At 43.3% G+C, this 21,432-nt stretch carries 18 protein-coding genes; 12 read left to right on the top strand and 6 right to left on the bottom strand.

From position 1 onward, the window contains the following. Positions 1–150: 150 nt before the first annotated feature. From B3O12_RS08975 to B3O12_RS08960, 4 genes are all read right to left on the bottom strand, one after another. The gene (locus B3O12_RS08975) at positions 151–1,635 is read right to left on the bottom strand and encodes a sensor histidine kinase (protein WP_286747463.1); all 1,485 of its coding nucleotides are present in this window, start codon (positions 1,633–1,635) and stop codon (positions 151–153) included. Between the two features lie 828 nt (positions 1,636–2,463). Further along, positions 2,464–3,120, bottom strand: a complete 657-nt coding sequence (locus B3O12_RS08970) for a response regulator (protein ID WP_189630711.1) — start codon at positions 3,118–3,120, stop codon at positions 2,464–2,466. Further along, entirely contained in the window at positions 3,113–5,482 is a 2,370-nt protein-coding gene (locus B3O12_RS08965) for a PAS domain-containing protein (RefSeq protein WP_286756039.1), read from the bottom strand. The genes B3O12_RS08970 and B3O12_RS08965 overlap by 8 nt, the downstream gene beginning before the upstream one ends. Before the next feature lie 142 nt (positions 5,483–5,624). Continuing rightward, on the bottom strand, positions 5,625–6,155 hold the full coding sequence (locus B3O12_RS08960; protein ID WP_189630709.1) for a hypothetical protein: 531 nt from the start codon (positions 6,153–6,155) through the stop codon (positions 5,625–5,627). Between the two features lie 198 nt (positions 6,156–6,353). Here B3O12_RS08960 and B3O12_RS08955 point away from each other — a divergent pair, with 198 nt between their 5' ends. From B3O12_RS08955 to B3O12_RS08920, 8 genes are all read left to right on the top strand, one after another. Further along, the gene (locus tag B3O12_RS08955) at positions 6,354–7,322 is read left to right on the top strand and encodes a vWA domain-containing protein (RefSeq protein ID WP_189630708.1); all 969 of its coding nucleotides are present in this window, start codon (positions 6,354–6,356) and stop codon (positions 7,320–7,322) included. Continuing rightward, positions 7,319–8,257: a hypothetical protein gene (locus tag B3O12_RS08950; protein WP_286756038.1), complete on the top strand. Its 939-nt coding sequence runs from the start codon at positions 7,319–7,321 to the stop codon at positions 8,255–8,257. Before B3O12_RS08955 ends, B3O12_RS08950 begins: the two co-directional genes overlap by 4 nt. 176 nt (positions 8,258–8,433) lie before the next feature. Continuing rightward, positions 8,434–9,612: an acetyl-CoA C-acyltransferase gene (locus tag B3O12_RS08945; protein ID WP_189630706.1), complete on the top strand. Its 1,179-nt coding sequence runs from the start codon at positions 8,434–8,436 to the stop codon at positions 9,610–9,612. A 53-nt stretch (positions 9,613–9,665) separates the two neighbouring features. After that, positions 9,666–10,982 carry a toxin-antitoxin system YwqK family antitoxin gene (locus B3O12_RS08940; protein WP_286756037.1) on the top strand — a complete coding sequence of 439 codons (1,317 nt, stop codon included), beginning with the start codon at positions 9,666–9,668 and terminating at the stop codon, positions 10,980–10,982. Between the two features lie 42 nt (positions 10,983–11,024). After that, positions 11,025–11,975, top strand: a complete 951-nt coding sequence (locus B3O12_RS08935; protein ID WP_286756036.1) for a phosphoribosylaminoimidazolesuccinocarboxamide synthase — start codon at positions 11,025–11,027, stop codon at positions 11,973–11,975. After that, positions 11,972–12,337: an STAS domain-containing protein gene (locus tag B3O12_RS08930; protein ID WP_189630703.1), complete on the top strand. Its 366-nt coding sequence runs from the start codon at positions 11,972–11,974 to the stop codon at positions 12,335–12,337. The genes B3O12_RS08935 and B3O12_RS08930 overlap by 4 nt, the downstream gene beginning before the upstream one ends. Positions 12,338–12,346: 9 nt before the next feature. After that, the gene (locus B3O12_RS08925) at positions 12,347–13,264 is read left to right on the top strand and encodes a ribonuclease Z (protein WP_286747468.1); all 918 of its coding nucleotides are present in this window, start codon (positions 12,347–12,349) and stop codon (positions 13,262–13,264) included. Position 13,265: 1 nt separating this feature from the next. Beyond that, entirely contained in the window at positions 13,266–14,051 is a 786-nt protein-coding gene (locus B3O12_RS08920; RefSeq protein ID WP_286756035.1) for a queuosine precursor transporter, read from the top strand. Here the strand turns inward: B3O12_RS08920 and B3O12_RS08915 are convergent. Continuing rightward, positions 14,048–14,788, bottom strand: a complete 741-nt coding sequence (locus B3O12_RS08915; RefSeq protein WP_286756034.1) for a TrmH family RNA methyltransferase — start codon at positions 14,786–14,788, stop codon at positions 14,048–14,050. The two genes, B3O12_RS08920 and B3O12_RS08915, sit on opposite strands and share 4 nt — an antisense overlap. Before the next feature lie 13 nt (positions 14,789–14,801). Here B3O12_RS08915 and B3O12_RS08910 point away from each other — a divergent pair, with 13 nt between their 5' ends. Continuing rightward, the gene (locus B3O12_RS08910; protein ID WP_189630699.1) at positions 14,802–17,264 is read left to right on the top strand and encodes a BamA/TamA family outer membrane protein; all 2,463 of its coding nucleotides are present in this window, start codon (positions 14,802–14,804) and stop codon (positions 17,262–17,264) included. 82 nt (positions 17,265–17,346) lie between these two features. On the opposite strand, the gene B3O12_RS08905 is transcribed toward B3O12_RS08910, so the two are convergent. Continuing rightward, positions 17,347–19,452, bottom strand: a complete 2,106-nt coding sequence (locus B3O12_RS08905) for an alpha-ketoacid dehydrogenase subunit alpha/beta (protein ID WP_286756033.1) — start codon at positions 19,450–19,452, stop codon at positions 17,347–17,349. Positions 19,453–19,621: 169 nt separating this feature from the next. Here B3O12_RS08905 and hemF point away from each other — a divergent pair, with 169 nt between their 5' ends. Genes hemF through B3O12_RS08890 form a run of 3 tightly spaced genes read left to right on the top strand, consistent with a single transcriptional unit; the run spans position 19,622 to position 21,332 of the window. Beyond that, on the top strand, positions 19,622–20,524 hold the full coding sequence (gene hemF, locus B3O12_RS08900) for an oxygen-dependent coproporphyrinogen oxidase (RefSeq protein WP_189630697.1): 903 nt from the start codon (positions 19,622–19,624) through the stop codon (positions 20,522–20,524). Then, the gene (locus B3O12_RS08895) at positions 20,512–21,096 is read left to right on the top strand and encodes a phosphatase PAP2 family protein (protein ID WP_286756031.1); all 585 of its coding nucleotides are present in this window, start codon (positions 20,512–20,514) and stop codon (positions 21,094–21,096) included. Before hemF ends, B3O12_RS08895 begins: the two co-directional genes overlap by 13 nt. Further along, positions 21,075–21,332 (top strand): hypothetical protein, encoded by a 258-nt coding sequence (locus B3O12_RS08890; protein ID WP_189630696.1) that lies wholly within the window; start codon positions 21,075–21,077, stop codon positions 21,330–21,332. Before B3O12_RS08895 ends, B3O12_RS08890 begins: the two co-directional genes overlap by 22 nt. Positions 21,333–21,432: the final 100 nt, after the last annotated feature.

Genomic DNA, 21,432 nt, shown 5'->3' with positions numbered 1-21,432 from the left:
GAAAGTGTGCAATTACTTAGATTAAATTCGAATTCCTGTATGTGATTCTCTGTGTAATGGATGTAGGTGATTCACGTAGTTTTTAAAACACTCCTAAAGACAAGCCAGCCCACTGAAAAATCTATAAAATGGTCAAAAAAACATTCAGAACTATTTTTTGGGTAGCTTAAAGAAGAATGTGGTGCCTTCTCCTTCAGTAGATTCATACCATATATCTCCGCCTCCCTTAGAAATTATGCGATGAGCTATAGCCAGCCCCATGCCTGAACCCTGCACTTCTTCGCCCGCGAATCGCTTAAAGATTACAAACACATCGTTTTTGTAAATTTCCGGGATACCAATACCATTATCTTTTACGGAAAAAGTGACAAACCCAGGCGATTCTAGAGCTTCAATATGAATTTTGGGTTTACTACTTTTATTGTACTTCAACCCATTGTCTATCAGGTTCATGAGCAACCTCTCAAAAAGGCTCTGCTGAAAGGATATTTCCGGCATGGACGAGTACGTTACGGTAGCATTGTGTTCATATATTTTTTTGCGTAATAGCTCCAACACATTTTCCAGAGCCGTTTGAGTGCTAAATACAACCGAAGGATTCTTGGAGGTATTTACTCTGGAGTAAGCCAACAAGTCATTGATCATGCGTTTTATCTTGCTGGTTCCTCCCAAAATATACTCCACAAACATTTGAGATTTATCGTCCAGATTGGTTCCCAGGCGGGTTACTAAAAGTTCGGTGAAGGCCGAAATGGTTCTGATGGGTTCCTGTAAATCGTGCGATGCCACGTAAGCGAACTCCTCCAATTCTTTGTTGGATCTCTCCAGCTCACGGTTGAGCTGATTGAGCTCGTGCTGATTTTTGTACAACACAGTAATGTCTAATATTCCTCCACCAAGTTTCACCAACCGATTGTGCCTGAATATGGGCTGTGCAAAAATACGCACCTGTTTTTTGTTGCCATTGGCAGTTATTATCTCCAGTTCCAAATCGAAAGGAGTACCATCTACCAGACCGGCTTTAAGAGCTTCTCTAAGTTTGGGGCGATCGGCAGAGGTATAGAAGCTTAGTGTCTGCTCCAGGTCTGGTGCCTCGCCTATGTCTAACTCATGGATCGTAAACATTTCGTCAGACCAGTACATGGTATGGCTTAAAAGGTCATATTCAAAACCACCCACATGCAGGTGTTCTCCAACTCTCTTCAGTACCTCCAACTGATGCTGAATGGAGGTATCCATATTTACTTTTTCCGTTTCATCGGTTAGTATGAGTCCGTAGTAGTCTGTTTGCAGGGGAATTATTTCTACGGTACACCAGCGGTTTACTGAATTAAAGAAATGGGTAAACTTTGACTTCTCTGCTCGTGGTTCACCAAGCCGACTAATGAGCCAATGAAAAGGAGAGTCGTAGGCATTTCTTTTTTTCTCAGGAAACCACTTACCAAGTATTGTTGCTGACTCCACCTGCAGAAGTTCTTCAAAGCTGGGGTTGATCACATGAAAGCACACTGATTTTATGGATTTGCCAGTTCTTCGAACGTAAAAATTGGCAATACCCAAATCGATTTTATCGAAAAGGTCTTTGTATACCTGTAATGACTCATTTACATTATTATCCACTTCTCTTTTATTCATCAACTCATTTTTGTTCATACATAATGGATTGATGGAACCCTACCCGGGTGTTCCATAATAGACAAACCTCGAACGGTGCTAATAATCTATTGCGTGAAAGTGGTGTGAGACAATCTCAATAATAGCGATATTTTCCCTGAAAAGCGATAGCCCTAAATGCATCTGATTGGATTGTACAATACCAATTACCGAAGATGTAGCGATATGCTTTAATTACTCAAATTAAGCAACAGAAACCCCGAAAAAGAACAAGTTATTATCTTAACCACGGCCAGGCCGCACATCTAGAGTATTACGATAAAGAACTTGTATGGAGCAAAGTTTTACCCGATTACCAGCGTTTATTTAAAAATTGTTCTTCTACTCGATAGCAGAAATTTGTCCAAAAAAAAACAGAGGCTGCCTTAAGCGTGCAGCTCATTTCCGGAAGAAAGAGATAACACTCTTAAGACAACCTCTGCGGCACTTTAACTATCAACTCTACTTAAATAATCATCTTTCGTGTCGGATCGATGAACCAACTTCACACAAAGTACCCAACTGATGTCTTTATGTTTGTTATTGTTTGTCTTTGGAAAACCGCATTTGACAATGCTCTTTTTTTAAGACATAGAGTCCGCCTTAGCTACAGTCAATCTAGGTGAAAAGGAGATTTCTAAAATGTAATCTCAGGGAGCGCAGAGTAAAATTCAGTCTGATCATATCTTTGGTTATTGGCCTCTTTGCGCCCTCCCTTGATCACATTTACAAAGTAAGGGGACTTACTTTTCACAAACATCTGAGAAACACCTAACTCTTCTATAGGTGAAACACCTAGATTTGCTTTTACTAAGAATTGTTTTTCTTGAAAATCTCGTTTTCGATTGCGTAAATAATGAGCCCGGCCAGATTTTTACTACCGGTTTTCTCTAACATGTTTCGTTTATGAGCCTCCACCGTTCGGGCACTAATAAATAGCTGATCGGCAATTTCTCTGTTGCTCTTTTGTTCTAAAATGAGCTGCAAAATTTCTTTCTCTCTATCGGTAAGGTCCGTTTTTAGGCTAAAACCTACTCCATTTCCCCTGAGCTTGCTCATCATTATCTCCGTAATTTCATAGGAGTAAAACTGCCCTCCCTTATATACGGTTTCAATGGCCTGCCTTAACTCATTTTTCCCAACATCTTTTAATACATAGCCCATAACCCCCAATTGCAAGAGGCGTTTTACGAAGATCACATCATTGAACATGGTGAGTACTATTACCTTCACATCCCTATTTTCGGCAATCAACCGTTCAACCAGTTCAATACCATTGAGCTGGGGCATTTGAATATCGGTAAGTAGTATGTCTACCTCCAGACTTTTAAGTTGTTCGTAGGCCAACAGACCATTGGAGGCTGTGCCACAAATTTTAAACTCTGGTATTTGGCTTAAAAAGGAGACCAATCCTTCTAAAATCATAGGGTGATCATCGGCCACAAAAAGGCGAATTGACTTATTCATATACTTTAAGCTTTGCTGGAATAATGGCCACCAAACAAGTACCCTTTCCCGGGTTGCTATCTACTGATAGCCTACCAGACATTGACCATACCCGGTTTTTCATGCTTGTCAGGCCATATCCTTCTTTATAAATATCTAGTTTGTTTTTATCAAAACCCACACCGTTGTCCTCTATCATCATTTGCACGTTTTCATCGGCCGTTTTAATGAGCTGCACACTAATCTTACTGGCTTTGGCATGCTTCATTATATTATTTAGGGTTTCCTGGGCTACCCGATACAACCCTAGCTCTACCTCGGCCGGTAGTCTTGCTGTAATATTGGTATAATATTCAACCTCGGTGCCGTTGCCATTAATGGTATCGGAAATTAATTGTTCCAGGGCTTTTACAAGCCCCAGTTCCTCTACATCTTTAGGCAATAGCTGATGGGCAATATTGCGACTTTCTTTAATACCCTGCTCTAAATACTTAAGGCTTTTGTAGTATCTCTTTTGTAGTGCCTCCGAAAACTTTGCGACCTCCTCATCCAGATGCTTAAGATTCATATAGCTAACCCCCAGGGTTTGCTGTACACCATCGTGCAAATCTGAAGCAATCCTTCTGCGTTCTTTGTCTTCAGTACTGTATATAGCCTGCTGAACTTTCTCCTGATTTCTAATAATAGGGGTCACATCGAAAAGGCAGCCTTCCAGCCACACCAGCATATCGTTTTCAAACACACCTACCCCCTGTTCCCATATCCACTTTATTCTGCCCTGCTTATCCTTTATTCGGTATGTCATCCGAAAAGGCTTTTGATCGTTCACCGAACGCTGCACATGCTCCCAAACCTCATCCCTGTCATCTGGTATAATCAAGTTACCAAAAGTTGTAATGGCCGGATCGCCATAAAACTCCTCCTGTCTGTATCCTGTAATTTGTTCACAAGCCGGGCTGATATAGTCCATGGTCCATGACTCATCGTTTCTGCAGCGATATACCACCCCCGGCAAGTTATTTATGAGGTTATTCATTTGCCGGTAACTTTCTTTGAGCTTTAGCTCAGCCTCTCGTTTTCGGGTTACATCGGTCAACACAGCCAACACCATGGTTTCACCGTCAATACTCACCGGGCTCAAGCCCATTTCTATCCAAAATAGTCGGCCGTTCTTCTTTCTGGCCTTTATCTCAGCAGTAGAATCAAGTACCTGAGTTCGGGGTTTGGTTAAAAAGTCGTTGAGTAGTTGCTTGTACTTGCTTCGTTTATCGGGAGGCAACAATCGCAGTACATTAAGCCCGTTGAGTTCCTCATCCGAATAGCCAAACACCTCGCACGACCTTTTACTGTGCAGCACTATTTTACCTCGTTTATTAACAAGAAATAAAGGGTTCGGGTCGGTGCGAATAACTGTTCTGAACTTTTCTTCCTGTCGAGCCAACAGCTCGGTACTTACCTTGCGGGTATGAATATCGGCATGGCTTCCCACCACACGAATGGGTTTGCCTTCTTCGTCCCAAACAGCTTTGCACGTTGAAAGAAACCATCGGTAACTACCATCCTTTTTCTTCAACCTGAATTCCATTTCGTAGGGCACTTTATTTTGGAGATAGTTATTGAATCTTCGCCTGGCCTCTGCCCTGTCGTGCGGATGAACGAGGTCATAGAAGCCTTCAATCAAATCGGGAAGATCGCCCGGTTCGTAGCCCAGGTTGTCGTACATGTTTTTAGACCAGAAAATCTTGTTTTCTTGTGGCAGCCAGTCCCAAAAGCCATTTTGCGTACTTTCCAGCGCCAACTGAAACCGCAGCTTGTGGTCCTGAAGCTCTGCCGTACGTTGCTGCACCAACTGTTCCAGATTGGACTCGAGCCTTTCTCGCCTGATAGAACCGGCTATTGCATTGGCCAAAGTCATGAGTAATTGCTTTTCCGGCTCTGACAGTTTTCTTTCTTTGCTAAAGTCAGCAAAGCCTATGGCTCCCCAAAAATCGTCATCTACTATTATGGGAAAGAAAGCCACGAGTTTCGTATGGTCTAACCCCATATGCGCCCTTAGCTCGCTGTCGCTGTCAGAGTAAACCAACATGTAAGGTTTGCCGGCTGCCAATTCCTTGCTTAGTTTCTCCATGCGATAAAGAGGAACATCCTGATTGCGAGCAACTCGCTCAGGAATCACGGTTTTGCTCGAAAAATACTTAATGGAGCTTAGGAGCTCTCCATTCTCGTTTCTATGGTTCTTGTAAATAAAAGATGAACTAATGTCGAGATGATCGCACAGGGTATCCAGGGCAATCTGAATCCCTTCTTCCAGTTTGGAAGCTATAAGCGAATTGGTTGCATTCACTACGCCTAAAATAAAATCGTCAATCTTGGATTGAGCCATGAGATCACTCGGTAGGAATAGGATTAAATTTATGCAATTCCAAGAATAATCGGTGCTAAATCGAGTAAAGATTAAGCTATATAAACAAAGAAGGCTTCTCCATCTGAGAAGCCCCTTTTAACCAAAACACTAAATGTATATGCTAATTTCTTACCAGCCTGGCCGAAAGTCTGGCATGTGCCAGAGTTTTTCCAGGGGTGAATTCTAAATTGTCTTTGCTAATGGAAATGTAGTTGTGCTGACCATTGTCTTTAACCCACAACAGAAGCTTCTCGCCTTCATTTACTTTGCCCAAAATTGGGTCTACATAGCCTGAATACTGCCAGTTGACCTTATAATAGTCAGAAGGAATATATCCTGAACTCTGGTTGAATCCCATGCTTTTTAGTAAACTAACAGCCTGTTCCATTGTGGGAAGTTCCCAACCTTCGGGCTTTACGGTTTCAAGTTCTTCATAAGTAAAGTGCTCTTTAGAAACTTTCGCCTGCTCATTAACCAGTGCCAAATTGCTGGTCATCCACTCTCCTGCCGAGAAGCTATGGGAGTCGAAGGCCACCTGCTCACTAGTTAGCGCATTCGCATCAGCCGATTTTTCACCCAGTGCCAGCTCTACCGGCAAATACAATAAGGGTAGCGAAACAAAGAAGGCGAAAAAGGTTTTGAGCGTTTTCATAATGCTTTACTTATGTTTCAAATGTAGAGCCTCCCCAAAGCCTTTTAGTAGGTATATTTCCTTAGATTTAAAAAATAGGTGTAACACCTAGTTGTCGATTTAGCAAGCCTTAACAATCTTTAACACCCACTAAATGGCCACACTTGATGAGTGGCTTATATATAAAGGTATACTTCTATATATTTGGCTTTCTGAAATATGACCTGGTTTAAAAGTATTGGAACAACAGAGTGGGTATTTATAGGCATATTCATAATTGCCTACTCCGCATATATTATTCGAATGTTCATGGTGGCCAGGAGGCTACAAACCTCCTTTCGACCGCTCGTTTTCAAGATTTTGCTCCGTAGCATGGCCATGGCCTTGCTTATTATAGCCTTGCTGGGCCCTTCTTTTGGAGAAACCACTAAAGAGGTGAAGTCGGAGGGTAAGGATATATATATAGCGGTAGACCTATCGCAATCTATGAACGCCTTCGATATTCAACCTACCCGACTGGAGAAAATTAAATTTGAACTTAAAAACATTGTAGACGCCTTTAGTTCTGACCGCATTGGCCTGATTATTTTTAGCTCCGAAGCCTTTGTACAATGTCCTCTTACCTACGACCAGAGTGCGCTTAGTTTATTCATCAGCACTCTCAACACCAGCCTGGTGCCCAACGCAGGAACCGATTTTGGTGCTCCCCTACGAATGGCTTTAGACAAGCTCGAAGATTCTGAATCGCCCATTACCCAACAAAAGGCAAAGATTGTTTTATTGATTAGCGATGGAGAAGATTTTGGCGATGAAACTGATGAGGCTGCCAAAGAGATTGTAAAAAGTGGCATTCAGTTGTTTGCTCTTGGTGTGGGAACAGAAACAGGTTCAAAAATAAGGCAGGCCAATGGTTTTAAACGAGACAGAAATGGGCAGGAGGTAGTAACAAAGCTCAACTCCAAATCGTTAAGAAAACTGGCCGTTGATACCGGTGGCAAATACTTCGAAATCAATGAAAATCAAAACGATGTAGCTCGACTCATTAGGGCTATAAACGAAGTAGAGGGCGAATTGCGCGATGCCCGAATGATCGATGCCTCGGCCAATAAGTTTTATTATTTCGTGCTGGGTGCGCTAGTGCTTTTGGCTCTGGACGCGCTCATTAGAAGAAAGACATTAAGGATATGAAATACATTATCAGCTTATTGATTATACTGGGAGGGGTTACAGATCCGGTAAATAAAATTGCCCGATCGAACAAGCTTAAGCGTACGGCCAAAGAAGCCTACGAAACAGGCCAGTATGCCGAAGCTGTTACGGCCTATGTATCTCTGCTCGATAGTTTAGAAGTAGAAGACTATAAGGCCCGTTTAAACCTAGCCCATGCAGCCTATTTACTGTCATATGGGGGAGACAACATGGGCTTATTGAGCGACATAAGCAGCGGCAAAACCCAGGTACAAGACAGTGCTCAGTTAAGCGCCATTAGCGGAGACCTTCGCTATTTTGATATTGCCGATAAGAATTACAAAACCGTTGCCGGTGCAGCAGAGCCAGTTCTTGCTTCTTCGGCCCACAATCAGCTGGGTATAATTGCCTACAAAATGAGTGAGCAATCGCCCGATGAAAAGGAGTCTTTTATGAACTCTGCCCTCAGCAATTTTAAGAATGCCTTGCTCAAAAACCCTTCTAACGAACAAGCCCGATACAATTATGAGCTGCTGAAAAAACTGCTAAGACAACAACAAGAGCAGCAACAGCAAGACCAAAAGAAAGATCAACAACAAGAGCAAAAGCAAGATCAACAGAACAAGGATCAGAAAGACCAAAAAGATCAGCAACAAAAACAAGATCAGGAGCAAAAGAACGATCAGAACAAAGAGCAGCAAGAGCAGGAGCAGCAAAAAAACGATAAGCAACAGCAAGAACAACAAGAGCAAAAAGAGGGTGAGCAAAAAGATGACCCTATGCAAAAGCTCATGGAGAAGCTGAAGGAAATGAATATTCCGCTAGAAAAGGCTCAAATGATACTGGAGGCCATGAAAAACAATGAGATCCAGTATGTGCAACAAAAGAAGAGAAAGGCCACCCAGAAGAAAGACTCTGACAAACCAGACTGGTAAGTTGATTGACGACCGGCCGGTAGTTCAACCACAAAGCTTCTCAATTTTAAAGGTTTGTGGGAAATGAGTACTTCTTAACTAAATCCTATACCCGACATCTCCTTTTCATTCTCCTTTCAATCTTGAGCCTATTTCTTATCTTTGCTAACACTCGTTAGGAAAACTATAATTTAGATATGAAGGAAGTATATATTGTTTCTGCAGCACGTACACCAATTGGTAGTTTTGGAGGCAAACTAGCCGGTTTTTCGGCTACTCAGCTAGGCTCTATAGCTATTAAAGGTGCTTTGGAAAAAGCAGGTGTGGCTGCATCGCAAGTTCAGGAAGTCTTTATGGGCAACGTAGTTTCGGCCGGCTTAGGACAGGCTCCGGCTCGTCAGGCAGCCCTTGGTGCCGGCATCGGCCACGAAGTACCCTGCACTACCATCAATAAAGTGTGTGCTTCGGGAATGAAGTCGGTTATGCTCGCGGCACAGTCCATTATGCTCGGCCAACAAGAGGTAATAGTAGCCGGTGGTATGGAAAGCATGTCTAACATACCCTATTACATACCCAAGGCTCGCTACGGATACAAATATGGTAATGGTGAGTTGGTAGACGGACTCTTAAAAGATGGTTTATGGGAAGTATACAACGGATTCCCCATGGGCAACTGTGCCGACAACACCGCCAGAGAAATGAACATTTCTCGCGAAGAACAAGATGAATATGCCATTAACTCGTACAAAAGAGCTGCCGCGGCTACAGAGCAAGGCAAATTCAAAAGTGAGATTATCCCCGTAGAAATTCCGCAAAGAAAAGGAGATCCTGTGATTATGGACGAAGATGAAGAATTCAGAAATGTATTCTTCGATAAAATACCGGCTCTCCGCCCGGTATTCTCCAAAGAAGGAACAGTTACTGCCGCCAATGCCTCTACGATAAACGATGGAGCCTCGGCCATGGTGCTCATGAGCAAAGAAAAAGCAGAAGAATTGGGAGTAAAACCACTGGCCAAAATCCGTGGTTTTGCCGATGCAGCGCAAGATCCGCTTTGGTTTACCACAGCTCCTGCGTTGGCCATACCTAAGGCCATGAAACTAGCCGGAGTATCTAAAGAAGAGGTAGATTTCTATGAAATTAATGAGGCGTTTTCAGTAGTAGCTATTGCCAACAACAAAACCCTGGAACTAGACAGTGCCAAGGTGAACGTAAATGGTGGAGCCGTGGCACTCGGCCACCCGCTGGGAGCCTCAGGAAACCGTATTGTAACCACCCTTTGCCATGTATTGGAACAAAACGATGGCAAAATTGGGGTAGCCGGTATTTGCAATGGTGGTGGCGGAGCTTCGGCCATTGTTATCGAGAAAATGTAGGATTACTATACTAAATATCTGAGCCTTACGTAATTTTACGTAAGGCTTTTTTTATGAAAAGATCAATCTTCAACATCATTGCTTTTCTCGCGGTTCAGTACGTCTATGGTCAAGATACTATAAAGAAATTCTACCCTCCCGAGTTTAAAAATGTAAAAGAGGTTTACACTATTCTTGATGGAGACACCACCAAAATTCACGGTTCATACACCCGATACTATGAAGAGGGAGAAATTGCCATGAAGGGTGAATTTGTTGAAGGAAAACCTCAGGGGCTCTTCATAGAATATTATGAAGATGGCAAGACACTCTCTAAAACCACCTATAAGAATGGTAAGAAAACAGGCCCTTTTGAGGTCTACGCAAAAAACGGAGCACCTATTCAAAAGGGCAGTTACATAGATGGCGTTTTGAATGGAAAGGTTAAAACCTTCTACGATGATGGTAAACTTAAAGGAGAAACCACCTTTACCAACGGAATTCCCAATGGGCCTGCTATTGAGTATTTTCACAATGGCAACATAAAGCAAGAATTCACCTACCTGAACGGGAAGCAAAACGGACCGGCCAAAACCTACTACGCCAATGGGAAACCCTCTTCTGTTTTCACCTACAGCAATGGCGTAATTAACGGCACCTACCAAACCTTTTACTCCAACGGAGAGAAAGAAGGCGTTTACAACTATGTAAACGGTTACAAAAACGGAGCCTATAAGAAGTACAGCCCCAACGGGCAGTTGCTGGAAGAAGGCTCCTACATAGACGGAATAAATGATGGGGTGAGAAAAACCTACTATGAAAGTGGTGCACCCAAAGAAGTACAGCACTTTCAGAAAGGAGCAAAAACAGGAATAAACACAACCTACTACGAAACCGGTGAGAAAATGTGGGTAGAAAACTACACCCGAATTACCAAAGATGGAGTGCTACGAGAATACTATAAGTCTGGCCAATTAAAAACCGAACAAGTATATGTAGATGGAAAAAAGGCCAAAACCTGGAAGACCTACTATGAAAATGGTCAGGTAGAAACTGAAACCCCACACGAGTCAGGCCATATAAACGGACTGGTTAAGTTCTACAATGAACAAGGACAGCTCGTAAAATCTGTCCCATACATATATGGACGCAACACAGGAGTAGAAACTTCCTATTACGCCAGTGGTAAGAAACATACGGAAACCAACTATCTCAATGGTCAGAAATCGGGCAGATACTACGAATATTTTGAATCGGGCGAAGTAAAAGTAAAGGGAAACCACCTCTACGATGTGAAACAAGGTACCTGGACCTATTACAACAAAGAGCAAAAACTACTCAAAACAGAAACCTATTCCCGAGGCCAGTTAATGAGCACAACAGAAAATTAATTCGCCAGCTATCAGCAAACGAATTTTGACTATTTTTACCCGATGATCGAAGGTGTTAAGGAGACTAATTTCCAGTTCCCCAATCAAACAGGATTTTACAGCGGTAAAGTAAGAGACATCTACTTTTTCAAAGACAAGTTGGCCATGGTGGCCACCGACCGCATTTCTGCTTTTGACGTAATACTACCAAGACCCATTCCTTACAAGGGGCAAGTACTGAACCAAATAGCCCAGAAATTTCTGGAAGCTACTAAAGATGTGGTTCCCAATTGGATTACCGATTCGCCCGACCCCAATGTGAGCATAGGTCTAAAATGCCAACCCTATGCGGTAGAAATGGTCATTAGAGGCTACCTGGCAGGCCATGCCTGGCGGGAGTACCGTGAAGGAAAAAGAACTCTTTGCGGAGTAAGTCTGCCCGAAGGGCTCAAAGAAAATGATAAACTGCCCACCCCTATCATTACCCCTACCACCAAGGCCAAAGAAGGCCATGACGAAGATATTTCAAGGGAAGAGATTCTCAGACAGGGCATAGTGGCCGAAGCAGAATATGTTCAACTGGAAAAATATACCCGAGCACTGTTTGAAAGAGGCACTGAAATAGCCGCCAAACAAGGGCTCATATTGGTTGACACCAAGTACGAATTTGGTAAATTCAACAATGAAATTTACCTGATCGATGAGATTCATACACCTGACTCATCCAGATACTTCTACAAAGAGGGCTATGAGAGCCGGCAGGCATCAGGAGAAAAACAAAAGCAGCTGTCGAAAGAGTTTGTGAGACAGTGGCTCATAGAAAATGGATTTCAGGGTAAGGAAGGGCAGGAAATTCCTACCATGACCAACGAGGTGGTACAGTCTATCTCTGACAGATACATTGAATTGTATGAAAAAGTGACAGGTGAAACCTTCCAAAAGGAAACTGGAACAAACGTTGTAGAACGCATTGAAAAAAACATTAAAAATTATTTAGCAAAGCATAACCTATGAAGTTTTCAATAGACAAAAAAGAGCTGTTTACCGTATTCAAACTTCAGGAAGAGAAACTAGACTCTACTCTTTCTCCTGAACTAAAATCGGAACTAGTATCCCTTCAGGCTCAAGGAGTTAAAAACCTAATACTTAACCTTTCTGAAACCAAGTATGCCGATTCTTCCGGACTAAGCGCCCTGCTCACCGGCAACAGAGCCTATACCGAAAATGGCGGAGCATTTATTCTTAGCGAAGTCACTTCTTTTGTAGATAAACTTTTAACCATCTCTCAGCTAAAAAATGTTTTGACAGTTTTGGCCACTGACGAAGCTGCCAAAGACCTTATTTTGGCAAATAGCCCAAGCGAGGAAGAAGAATAAAGCTTAGGTTTGAGCATCAGGGTAAAAATATTAGGCTCTAGTTCTGCCACGCCTGCGCACAGGCGAAACCACACCTCGCAGTTGGTTAATGTAGAAGGCAAGTATTACCTGGTGGATTGCGGTGAAGGCACTCAGCTACAACTCAAACGTTACAAGCTCAGGGCTCAGCGCATCAACAATATCTTTATATCGCACTTACATGGCGACCATTACCTGGGGCTTATGGGCTTGCTTTCAACCATGCACCTTATGGGAAGAAACAAACCATTGAACCTCTATGGCCCCAGGGGCTTGGCCGAAATAATTACCCTGCAACTCCGCTACTCTGAAACCATCTTCAATTATGATCTCAAGTTTATTGAAGTAGATGCCAGCCGCAGTCAGGTAATCCATGAAGATGAACTCATTTGCGTACACTCCATTCCGCTCAATCACCGCATTCCGTGCAGCGGCTTTCTGTTCGAAGAAAAAACAAAGAACAGGAGAATCCGTAGAGAAATGCTCCCCGATGACATGAGCGTAAGAAACATCATTCGCCTTAAAAAAGGAGAAGACATTTATGCTGAAGACGGTACGCTTCTGTATAAAAATAAAGACATGACGCTCCCGCCTCGTCAGTCGTTTCGATATGCCTACTGTAGTGACACCAAATATGATGAGTCCATTATACCCATAATTGAAGGGGCAGATATGCTCTATCATGAAGCTACTTTTTTAGAAGAGCATTTAGACAGAGCCACTTCTACCTACCATAGCACGGCCAAAGAAGCTGCCACTATTGCCCAAAAAGCTAACGTAGGGAAATTACTGTTAGGCCATTTTTCGGCCCGATACAAAGAACTGGAACCACTTGAGGCAGAAGCACGGGAGGTTTTTGCAGAATCGTACCTGGCAATTGAAGGAGAAGAGTTTATATTAGACAGCTAGTATGGCCAAATCCATTCTCTCCGATAAGAAAAATAGCCTTTTCATTATTCTCAGCGGTATTTTCATTACCAATGCGCTGATTGCAGAATTGATTGGAGGTAAAATTTTTTCGTTTGAAAAGACCCTTGGATTTGAACCTCTCAATACTCCCCTCTTCGGAGACTTCCTGCTGCAGTTTAACCTAACGGCCGGTGTTGTGCTTTGGCCAGTGGTATTTATAACTACCGATATCATTAATGAATACTTTGGAAAGAGAGGTGTTAGAAGAATCACATTCATTACAGTAGGGCTTATTGCCTACGCTTTTCTCGTTATTTTTCTGGCCATGAAGCTTATTCCGGCCGATTTTTGGCTCGAAGTAAATGCTGTAAATGAAAAAGGAGAGCCTTTTGATATTAACTACGCATTTGAAAAAGTTCTCTCACAAGGTTTAAACATTATTTTTGCTTCGTTGGTAGCCTTTGTAGTGGGTCAGTTTGTAGACGTGTTTGTTTTTCATAAGCTGCGGAAAATTACAGGAAAGAAAAAAATATGGCTCAGAGCAACAGGCTCTACTCTTGTTTCGCAGCTCATCGATAGTTTTGTGGTACTCTTTGTAGCCTTTTATTTTTTAGGTCCGTGGAGTATCACTCAGGTTTTGGCCGTGGGAGTAACCAACTACATCTATAAATTTATAATTGCCGTAGGCCTTACCCCCATCCTCTATATTGCCCATTACATCATCGATAAATATTTGGGCAAAGTTACAGCTGAGCAAATGATGGCCGAAGCGAGTAGCGAAGCTTAAATATTTCGGGCAAAATTATCCAACACCACGGCAGTGGCTACTGCCACATTGAGCGACTCAGCTCCTCCCCGACCCGGTATTTTTATGGAGTGAGTTACCAGTGGCCTCAATTCTTCCGATATACCATGCGACTCGCTCCCCATTAGGATAACTCCGTGTTGAAGTTTCGTTTGGTAAATGGATTGACCGTCTAACAGAGCTCCGTAAACATGTCTTTCACACTCAGATAAAAAGCTCCTCAAATCGGTATAATGCACCTTTACGCGAGTAAAAGATCCCATGGTAGCATTAATTACTTTGGGGCTAAATACATCGGTAGTATCCCGACTGCAAACAATTTGCTTTATTCCATACCAATCTGCAATGCGAACAATTGTCCCCAGGTTACCCGGGTCGTTAACCTGATCCAGAGCCAGCACCATTTCCTCTTTCCAATTGGCATTGAGCGATTGTTCCGGCATTTTAACCACAGCCAGCCCGGTACTATTCGACTTAAAGGTACCCACCTGCAACAAGTCGTTCTCCTTTACTTCAAACACATCAAATTTTTTCCGAAATAACCCCTTATCTAACGTTTTCAGGTACTCCGAAGTAGCCAAAAGCGCTTCCACTTCCCAATCGGATTTGAGTACTTCCTCCACTCCTTTTGCCCCTTCTACCAAAAACTTACCTTCGGCCTGTCTATATTTTTTTAATTGCAGAGATTTAAAGTACTTTGATTGGCGTTTAGAGAGCATATTGATGTTGTTCGTGAAGCGAGGAAAAAGACTATTCTACGTATTAATCATTTCGGTTTTACTGGCCTCTTGTACGGGAGTAAAATACCTTGAACAAGGTGAAAAATTACTCTATAAACAGGAGATTGCCGGTGTAAAAAAAGCAAATAAAAATGATATAGCCGATCAGATTTTGCTTGAGCCTAATACTCGTTTCCCCATTATTGGCCCTATTGGTGCCTATATTTATGAAACCGGTGAAAGGGCCTTCGACTCCGCCAAGGTGGCTCGCGAAAAAGAAGAGTTCATAGAAGAAATTGATGCCCGAATCGAAGAACGGCAAGCCAATGGCAAATCTACCAAAAAGCTTGAAGCCAAGAAAAGCAGAAAGGTAGACCGCTACAACAAGGAGTTGCGGCTTGGCAATGGGCGCATGCGCACCGGATCTCCTTTGGCCGTATACGACAGCGCATTAATTGAACAGTCGGCTGTTCGTATTAGAAACTACCTCATGAGTAAGGGTTTCAGGAAGTCTGCAGTGACCATAGAAACCAAAGAAAAAGGCCGCAAAATAACCCAAACCTTTCGCATAAAAGAAGGAAAACGCAGCTTCATAGATAGCCTAATGCTTCGAACTGGCGACACAACCATTACCCGAATTATCACCGAGGCAAAGGCCAATTCGCACTTAAAGGTGGGCGAGTATTATGACCGGGCTAACATGGAAAAAGAACAAGACCGATTGGACCTATTGCTCCGAAACAATGGGTATTTTGAGTTTAATAAGCGATTTATAGAGTTTGTGGTTGAATACGCACCCAAGTCTGAAGACCTATGGATAACCACCATCATAAACAAGCCTGCCAACAGAGATTTTCACAAACAATTTAAGATTGACTCCATAGTGTTCAACACCAGTGGAAATGAGGAAATCTTAGATGCAATGAACTATCTGGGTATTAAATACAACTTCTCAGACATATACTTTTCTCCAAAGGTATTGGACACCCGTCTTAAGCTAGAACCTAACCAACTCTACCGATATTCTGATGTGGTGAACACCCAACGCCAACTTTTGAACATGGACATTTTCCGATTCGCCAATGTGAACTTTGACACTACACTGGTTCAAGATAAGTTTGTAGCCAACATATACACCGCACCACTGCAACGCTATCAGCTTACCCAAGAACTTGGTGTGAATGTAACGGAAGGGACTTTTGGCCCCTTCTACAACCTCTCTTTGAGAAACAGAAATACTTTTGGAGGTGCAGAAATCCTTCAGTTCAATGGTTTTATTGGCTCTGATGGTGTTTCTTCTGCTACCGAACAGGAAGGAACATTCAGTATTTCTAACCTTCAATACGGAGCCAATGTGAGCCTTACATTCCCCCGGTTCGTAACCCCTTTCAATTCGCGTGAGCTTAGCCGCAGATCGTTCAATGCTAAAAGTTCTCTGGTTTTGGGATATTCATTTATTAACAGACCGGAGTATTCCAGGCAAAACCTTAATGGCTCATACGGTTATTCATGGCAAAACGAGAAAGGTAATATTTCCTATCGCTTAAACGTATCGGAAATTAACCTTGTAAACACATCCAGAATTGATTCGGCATTTCAAAAGCAACTGGACGATCTTGAACTACAAGGAAATACACTGGCTCAGGCCTTTAACAAATCATTTGTTTCTGCCACAAACTTCAACGCCATTTTTAATAACAACTATGGCAATACAGAAAAACCATCGGACTATTTACGTGTGTTTTTGGAAGCGGGAGGCACCATTTACAACCTGATCGGTACCGGCCTATTGGAAAGCGACTCTTTGACCTACTTTAAGTTTGGCAAAGCTCAATTGGACTACCGAAAGTATATTCCGCTGGGAGAAGACAAATCGCTGCATTGGCGTGTAAACGTGGGCTACGCCCTGCCTTATGGCGATGAGAAGGCCTTACCTTACGAACGCTACTTCTTTACCGGAGGTAGCAACAGCAACAGAGCCTGGTTTCCAAGACGACTGGGGCCGGGTTCGGCCCACCCTTATAAACTCGATGAAGATGGTAATAACGAAATAATTGATGGCCAATTGGTTCCGTTACGAACGGGCAGAGAAAGCTATCGGTTTGAGCAGCCGGGTGAGATTTTGCTAGAGCTTAGCCTGGAATACAGGGGCAATATCACCAGTTTTATCGATTGGGCTTTCTTTATCGATGCGGGCAACGTATGGCGTTTTCAGGAGTTTGCCAGTGACGACCCTTCGCAGGTACAGCGTCTTTCGACCGGAGGTGCCTTCAGCTTTTCCGATTTTTACAAGGAGATTGCTATTGGAGCAGGGCTGGGTTTGCGGTTCGACTTTAATTTTCTGGTTTTCAGGTTCGATGCCGGCCACAAAATAAAAGACCCTCGTTTTCCGGAGGGTCTGCGTTGGCAAATGCCATTCTCTCGTTCCAGACAGGGACAAACAGTTTGGAATATTGCGGTAGGTTATCCGTTCTAAGCACAATGCCTCAGGCTCAGCAATCAAAAAGCTCTTGGCAGGCTAAAAACCCTGCCTTAGCAACTTCCTACAACCTTTTAGATTAATAGTTCAACAACTTTTCCAGCTGTGCCTCTACCTTTTCCGGAGTTGGCAGCATGGCCTTCTCCAAGTCTACATTGAGTGCAATAGCCGGCAGATTTTCGGCACCATAGGCCATAACCGGAGCGTCAAGTTCCTGGAAGCAGTGTTGAGATATTCGACCGGCCAAAGACTCGGCAAATGAATTCAACAAAGGCTCTTCGGTAAGTACCATAGCCTTGTTGTGTCGTTTAACCGCAACCTTTATCGCTTCCCAGTCAATTGGATTTAGGGTTCTTAGATCCAGTATTTCCACGCGTCCCTCAAAGCGCTTGCTGGCCGCCTTGGCCCAATATACGCCCATGCCATAGGTTATTACCACACAAGACTCTCCATTTTCAACAGCTTCTTCAGAAGCTTCCTGATCTATACGGGCCTTACCCAAAGGAATAATATACTCCGAATCCGGTTCGAAAGTCTTTGCCAATTCAGTACCGGGAACTTTAGACCAATACAAGCCTTTGTGCTCGAGCATAACCACCGGGTTAGGATCGTGGAAAGCCGCTTTTATCAGACCTTTCATGTCGGCTGCATTGGACGGATAAACTACCTTTATTCCTCTTATGTTGAGCAAAGTAGACTCAACACTTCCAGAGTGGTACGGCCCGCCTCCACCATAGGCCCCAATTGGCACTCTTATGAGCGACTGTATGGGAAACTGCCCCTTACTGAGATAGCAGCTTTTGGATAGTTCTTCTACTAACTGGTTAATCCCCGGCCATATATAATCGGCAAATTGAATCTCCACTATGGGCTTGGCGCCCACTGCCGACATTCCGGCTGTGGAACCTACAATGTATGCTTCCTGAATAGGGGTATTAAACACCCTTGAGTCTCCATATTTCTGGGCAAGCGTAGCCGCTTCGCGAAAAACACCTCCCAGAGTTCCGCCCACATCCTGACCATAAAAAAGGGCCTCGGGATGGTTTTTCAAAATATCATCAACTGCATGCAAAGCCGCATCAACCATCACCACCTTCTCAGCTCCTCTCGGTTTTCTTTGGCCTTTTTCTTCGGTAATTGGAGTGGGTGCAAATTCATGGTCTAAAACAGTAGCCGGATCAGGATCATCGGCATTAAGTGCTCTGGCGTATTCTGACTGAACAAAGGCTCTTGCCTCGTCTTCCAACTTCACCAGATCAGTTTCTTTGTAACCCGCAGCCTTGAGGCTTTTTCTCAACTTAGGAATTGGATCACTCTTCTGGTGCATATCCAGGTCATGGTCTCCTCTGTACCACTCTTTTCGCACACCTGATGTATGGTGTCCTAGCAACGGGGTTTTAGCATGAACCAATATTGGGGCTCTTTTTTCTCTTACATATTGAAAAGCCTGCTGCATGCCTTCGTAGGAGTTCACAAAATCAGATCCGTCTATACGCATGCGCTCCATACCTTTAAATCCGGCAGCAAACTCAAAAGCATCCATGGCCCGCATTTCGCTGCCCGTAGCGCTTATCCCCCAATCATTGTCTTGAATAAGGTATACAATAGGTAATTTGTGCAGTACTGCCATTTGCATGGCTTCGGAAACCTCCCCTTCGGTTACAGAACCATCGCCAAGTGAGCACAACACCACAGGCTTGTTATTGCCCTTCAGAAGGCCTTGCTCTTCCAGGTAATGCAAACCGTGAGCCATGCCTGTGGCTGGTATGGCCTGCATGCCCGTAGCTGAACTCTGATGCGGTATGGTAGGGAAGCCTTCTCGCTTAAGGGAAGGGTGTCCGTAATATGTTCTTCCACCGGAAAAGGGATCGTCTTTCTTTCCCAAAAGCTGGAGCATCAACTCGTGTGGTTGCATGCCTATTCCCAACAAAATGGACTCGTCTCTATAGTAAGGGGCAGCAAAATCGTATGCTTTCAATTGAAAGGCTGCTGCCAATTGAATGGCTTCATGACCCCGAGAAGTGCTATGCACATATTTACTACAAACTGCCCGATTCTCATCGTACAGAACAGCCATATTATAGGCTGTTTGCATAAGTCGATAGGCCTTTTCTAGAATATTTTTAGGAATTTGATTCGCTGTCGTTGTCTTCGCTGTCTTCTTAATCTCTTTGGTCAAATCCATGAGGTTTTATCCTGATCTACTCGTCAAAGTTAGTCAATAATTCAATCGATTACCGAAAAACCTAACGATCATTAGCTTTTTGATTGCACTCTGTATAGAATAAAAGGTTGTATCTGTCTAATTGTTTGGTCAGTATTTAATCTTCGCACTAAAAAGCTAATTTTGCGCCATGCCGGAGTTGACTAAAGAAGACATTGCAGCCGTTTTTAGAAATATACAGGACCATATTTGCAAGTCGCTGGAAAATGCTGATGGAAAGGCCATTTTTGAAGAGGACAAATGGCAGCGTCCGGGTGGCGGTGGCGGACGCAGCCGGATAGTGCGTAAAGGAAATATCATAGAAAAAGGTGGCGTTAATTTTTCTGAGGTTTTTGGGCCAACTCCGGAAAAAATATTGAACTCATTTGGTCTCTCAGAAGGTCATTTCTTTGCCACTGGTGTTTCTATTGTTCTTCACCCTGAAAACCCTTGGGTACCTATTATTCATATGAACATCAGGTACTTTGAAATGTCTAATGGAACCTATTGGTTTGGAGGAGGCATAGACCTTACCCCTCATTATGTAGACATGGAAGATGCCCGATGGTTTCACTCTAAGCTAAAGGCCGTTTGCGACAAACATGATCCGCATTACTACCAAGAGTTTAAGCAGTGGGCTGATGATTACTTCTATATAAAACACAGGAAGGAAACCCGGGGAATTGGCGGAATATTCTTCGATCATCTGTCGGCCGATAACGGCAAAAACAAGCAGGATATTTTCAACTTTGTGAAGGATGTGGGTCTTGCTTTCCCATCGATTTACACTCATTTTATGGCTAAGAACAGCGTGAAGCCCTTTGGCCCAAAAGAAAAGAGTTGGCAAATGCTTCGCAGAGGCCGTTATGTTGAGTTTAATCTAGTGCTGGACAGAGGTACAAAGTTTGGCTTAGAAACAGACGGAAGAACGGAGTCTATACTAATGAGCTTACCTCCCATGGCGGGCTGGGAATATGATCATCAACCCAAAGAAGGATCGGCCGAAGCCCAAACATTGACCATGCTTAAAAAAGGAATCGATTGGCTGGCTTAATTTCATACATCGAGGCACTGGACAAAGACTTGTTTCGTGTTTTAAACGGAACCCATAATGCACTATTTGATTGGTTAATGCCATGGATTAGCAATAAATACGTATGGATTCCACTCTATGCTTTTCTGTTGTATTCACTCATAAGATATAGTAAGGTACCGGCCTGGGCAGTGTTGCTCGGCATTGGCTTGCTCATTCTTCTGAGCGACCAGACTGCCTCCGGCCTACTTAAACCTTGGGTGGAACGTTTAAGACCTTGCTACGACCCGGAGCTGGAAGGGCAGGTTCATTTATTAAAAGGTTGTGGAGGCCGATATGGCTTTGCTTCCAGCCATGCAAGCAACTCCTTTGCAGTAGCCATGTTCTGCTGGCTTCTACTTAAAGATTCGGTGCGTTACATTGGCTGGCTATTTCCCTGGGCCGCTTTGGTGGCTTACTCCCGTGTGTATTTAGGGGTGCATTTTCCTGGCGATATTCTGGCCGGTGCACTCATAGGCATTGGCAGTGGTGTAGTAATTAATTTTATATTGAAACAATTAACAATGACCCGATGGGGAAAAAAGACGCTATAGTTTACAAGTACTTCAAACGGGTGTTTGACGATTATCAGGTATTGGTTTCTGTCAATCCTATAGATTATTCAGGCACTGAGCTGATTGTTCATCCGGACGGAAAGATTGAAAAAACGGACATGCAGTTTGATGAGGATATCTATGAAGACCTGGAAGTAGATGAGTTCAAAGAAAGCAGCCCGTTGGAGTTTCAACTTTATATGAAACGGGATTTCTTTACTCGTGAAGAGGATTAACGCCCTTTGAATTTTGCGTGTTGAATTTTCCCCGTTCAATGAATACACCTCCACTCTCTGTTTAAAAAAACCTGAATTCGATGTAAGTAAGTAGAAAAAT

It is taken from the genome of Roseivirga sp. UBA838 (assembly GCF_002296035.1).
Taxonomy (GTDB): Bacteria; Bacteroidota; Bacteroidia; order Cytophagales; family Cyclobacteriaceae; genus Roseivirga; species Roseivirga thermotolerans.
The sequence above is the reverse complement of the archived record's forward strand: the minus strand, read 5'-3'. Positions and strand labels throughout refer to the sequence as shown.

Excerpts from the sequence above, each read along its gene's own strand:
- B3O12_RS08890 (WP_189630696.1), top strand. The coding sequence starts at position 21,075 with ATGGGGAAAAAAGACGCTATAGTTTACAAGTACTTCAAACGGGTGTTT.
- B3O12_RS08930 (WP_189630703.1), top strand. The coding sequence starts at position 11,972 with ATGAAGTTTTCAATAGACAAAAAAGAGCTGTTTACCGTATTCAAACTT.
- B3O12_RS08955 (WP_189630708.1), top strand. The coding sequence starts at position 6,354 with ATGACCTGGTTTAAAAGTATTGGAACAACAGAGTGGGTATTTATAGGC.
- B3O12_RS08915 (WP_286756034.1), bottom strand. The coding sequence starts at position 14,788 with ATGCTCTCTAAACGCCAATCAAAGTACTTTAAATCTCTGCAATTAAAA.
- B3O12_RS08945 (WP_189630706.1), top strand. The coding sequence starts at position 8,434 with ATGAAGGAAGTATATATTGTTTCTGCAGCACGTACACCAATTGGTAGT.
- B3O12_RS08950 (WP_286756038.1), top strand. The coding sequence starts at position 7,319 with ATGAAATACATTATCAGCTTATTGATTATACTGGGAGGGGTTACAGAT.
- B3O12_RS08975 (WP_286747463.1), bottom strand. The coding sequence starts at position 1,635 with ATGAATAAAAGAGAAGTGGATAATAATGTAAATGAGTCATTACAGGTA.
- B3O12_RS08960 (WP_189630709.1), bottom strand. The coding sequence starts at position 6,155 with ATGAAAACGCTCAAAACCTTTTTCGCCTTCTTTGTTTCGCTACCCTTA.
- B3O12_RS08905 (WP_286756033.1), bottom strand. The coding sequence starts at position 19,452 with ATGGATTTGACCAAAGAGATTAAGAAGACAGCGAAGACAACGACAGCG.
- B3O12_RS08935 (WP_286756036.1), top strand. The coding sequence starts at position 11,025 with ATGATCGAAGGTGTTAAGGAGACTAATTTCCAGTTCCCCAATCAAACA.
- hemF (WP_189630697.1), top strand. The coding sequence starts at position 19,622 with ATGCCGGAGTTGACTAAAGAAGACATTGCAGCCGTTTTTAGAAATATA.
- B3O12_RS08970 (WP_189630711.1), bottom strand. The coding sequence starts at position 3,120 with ATGAATAAGTCAATTCGCCTTTTTGTGGCCGATGATCACCCTATGATT.
- B3O12_RS08920 (WP_286756035.1), top strand. The coding sequence starts at position 13,266 with ATGGCCAAATCCATTCTCTCCGATAAGAAAAATAGCCTTTTCATTATT.
- B3O12_RS08940 (WP_286756037.1), top strand. The coding sequence starts at position 9,666 with ATGAAAAGATCAATCTTCAACATCATTGCTTTTCTCGCGGTTCAGTAC.
- B3O12_RS08965 (WP_286756039.1), bottom strand. The coding sequence starts at position 5,482 with ATGGCTCAATCCAAGATTGACGATTTTATTTTAGGCGTAGTGAATGCA.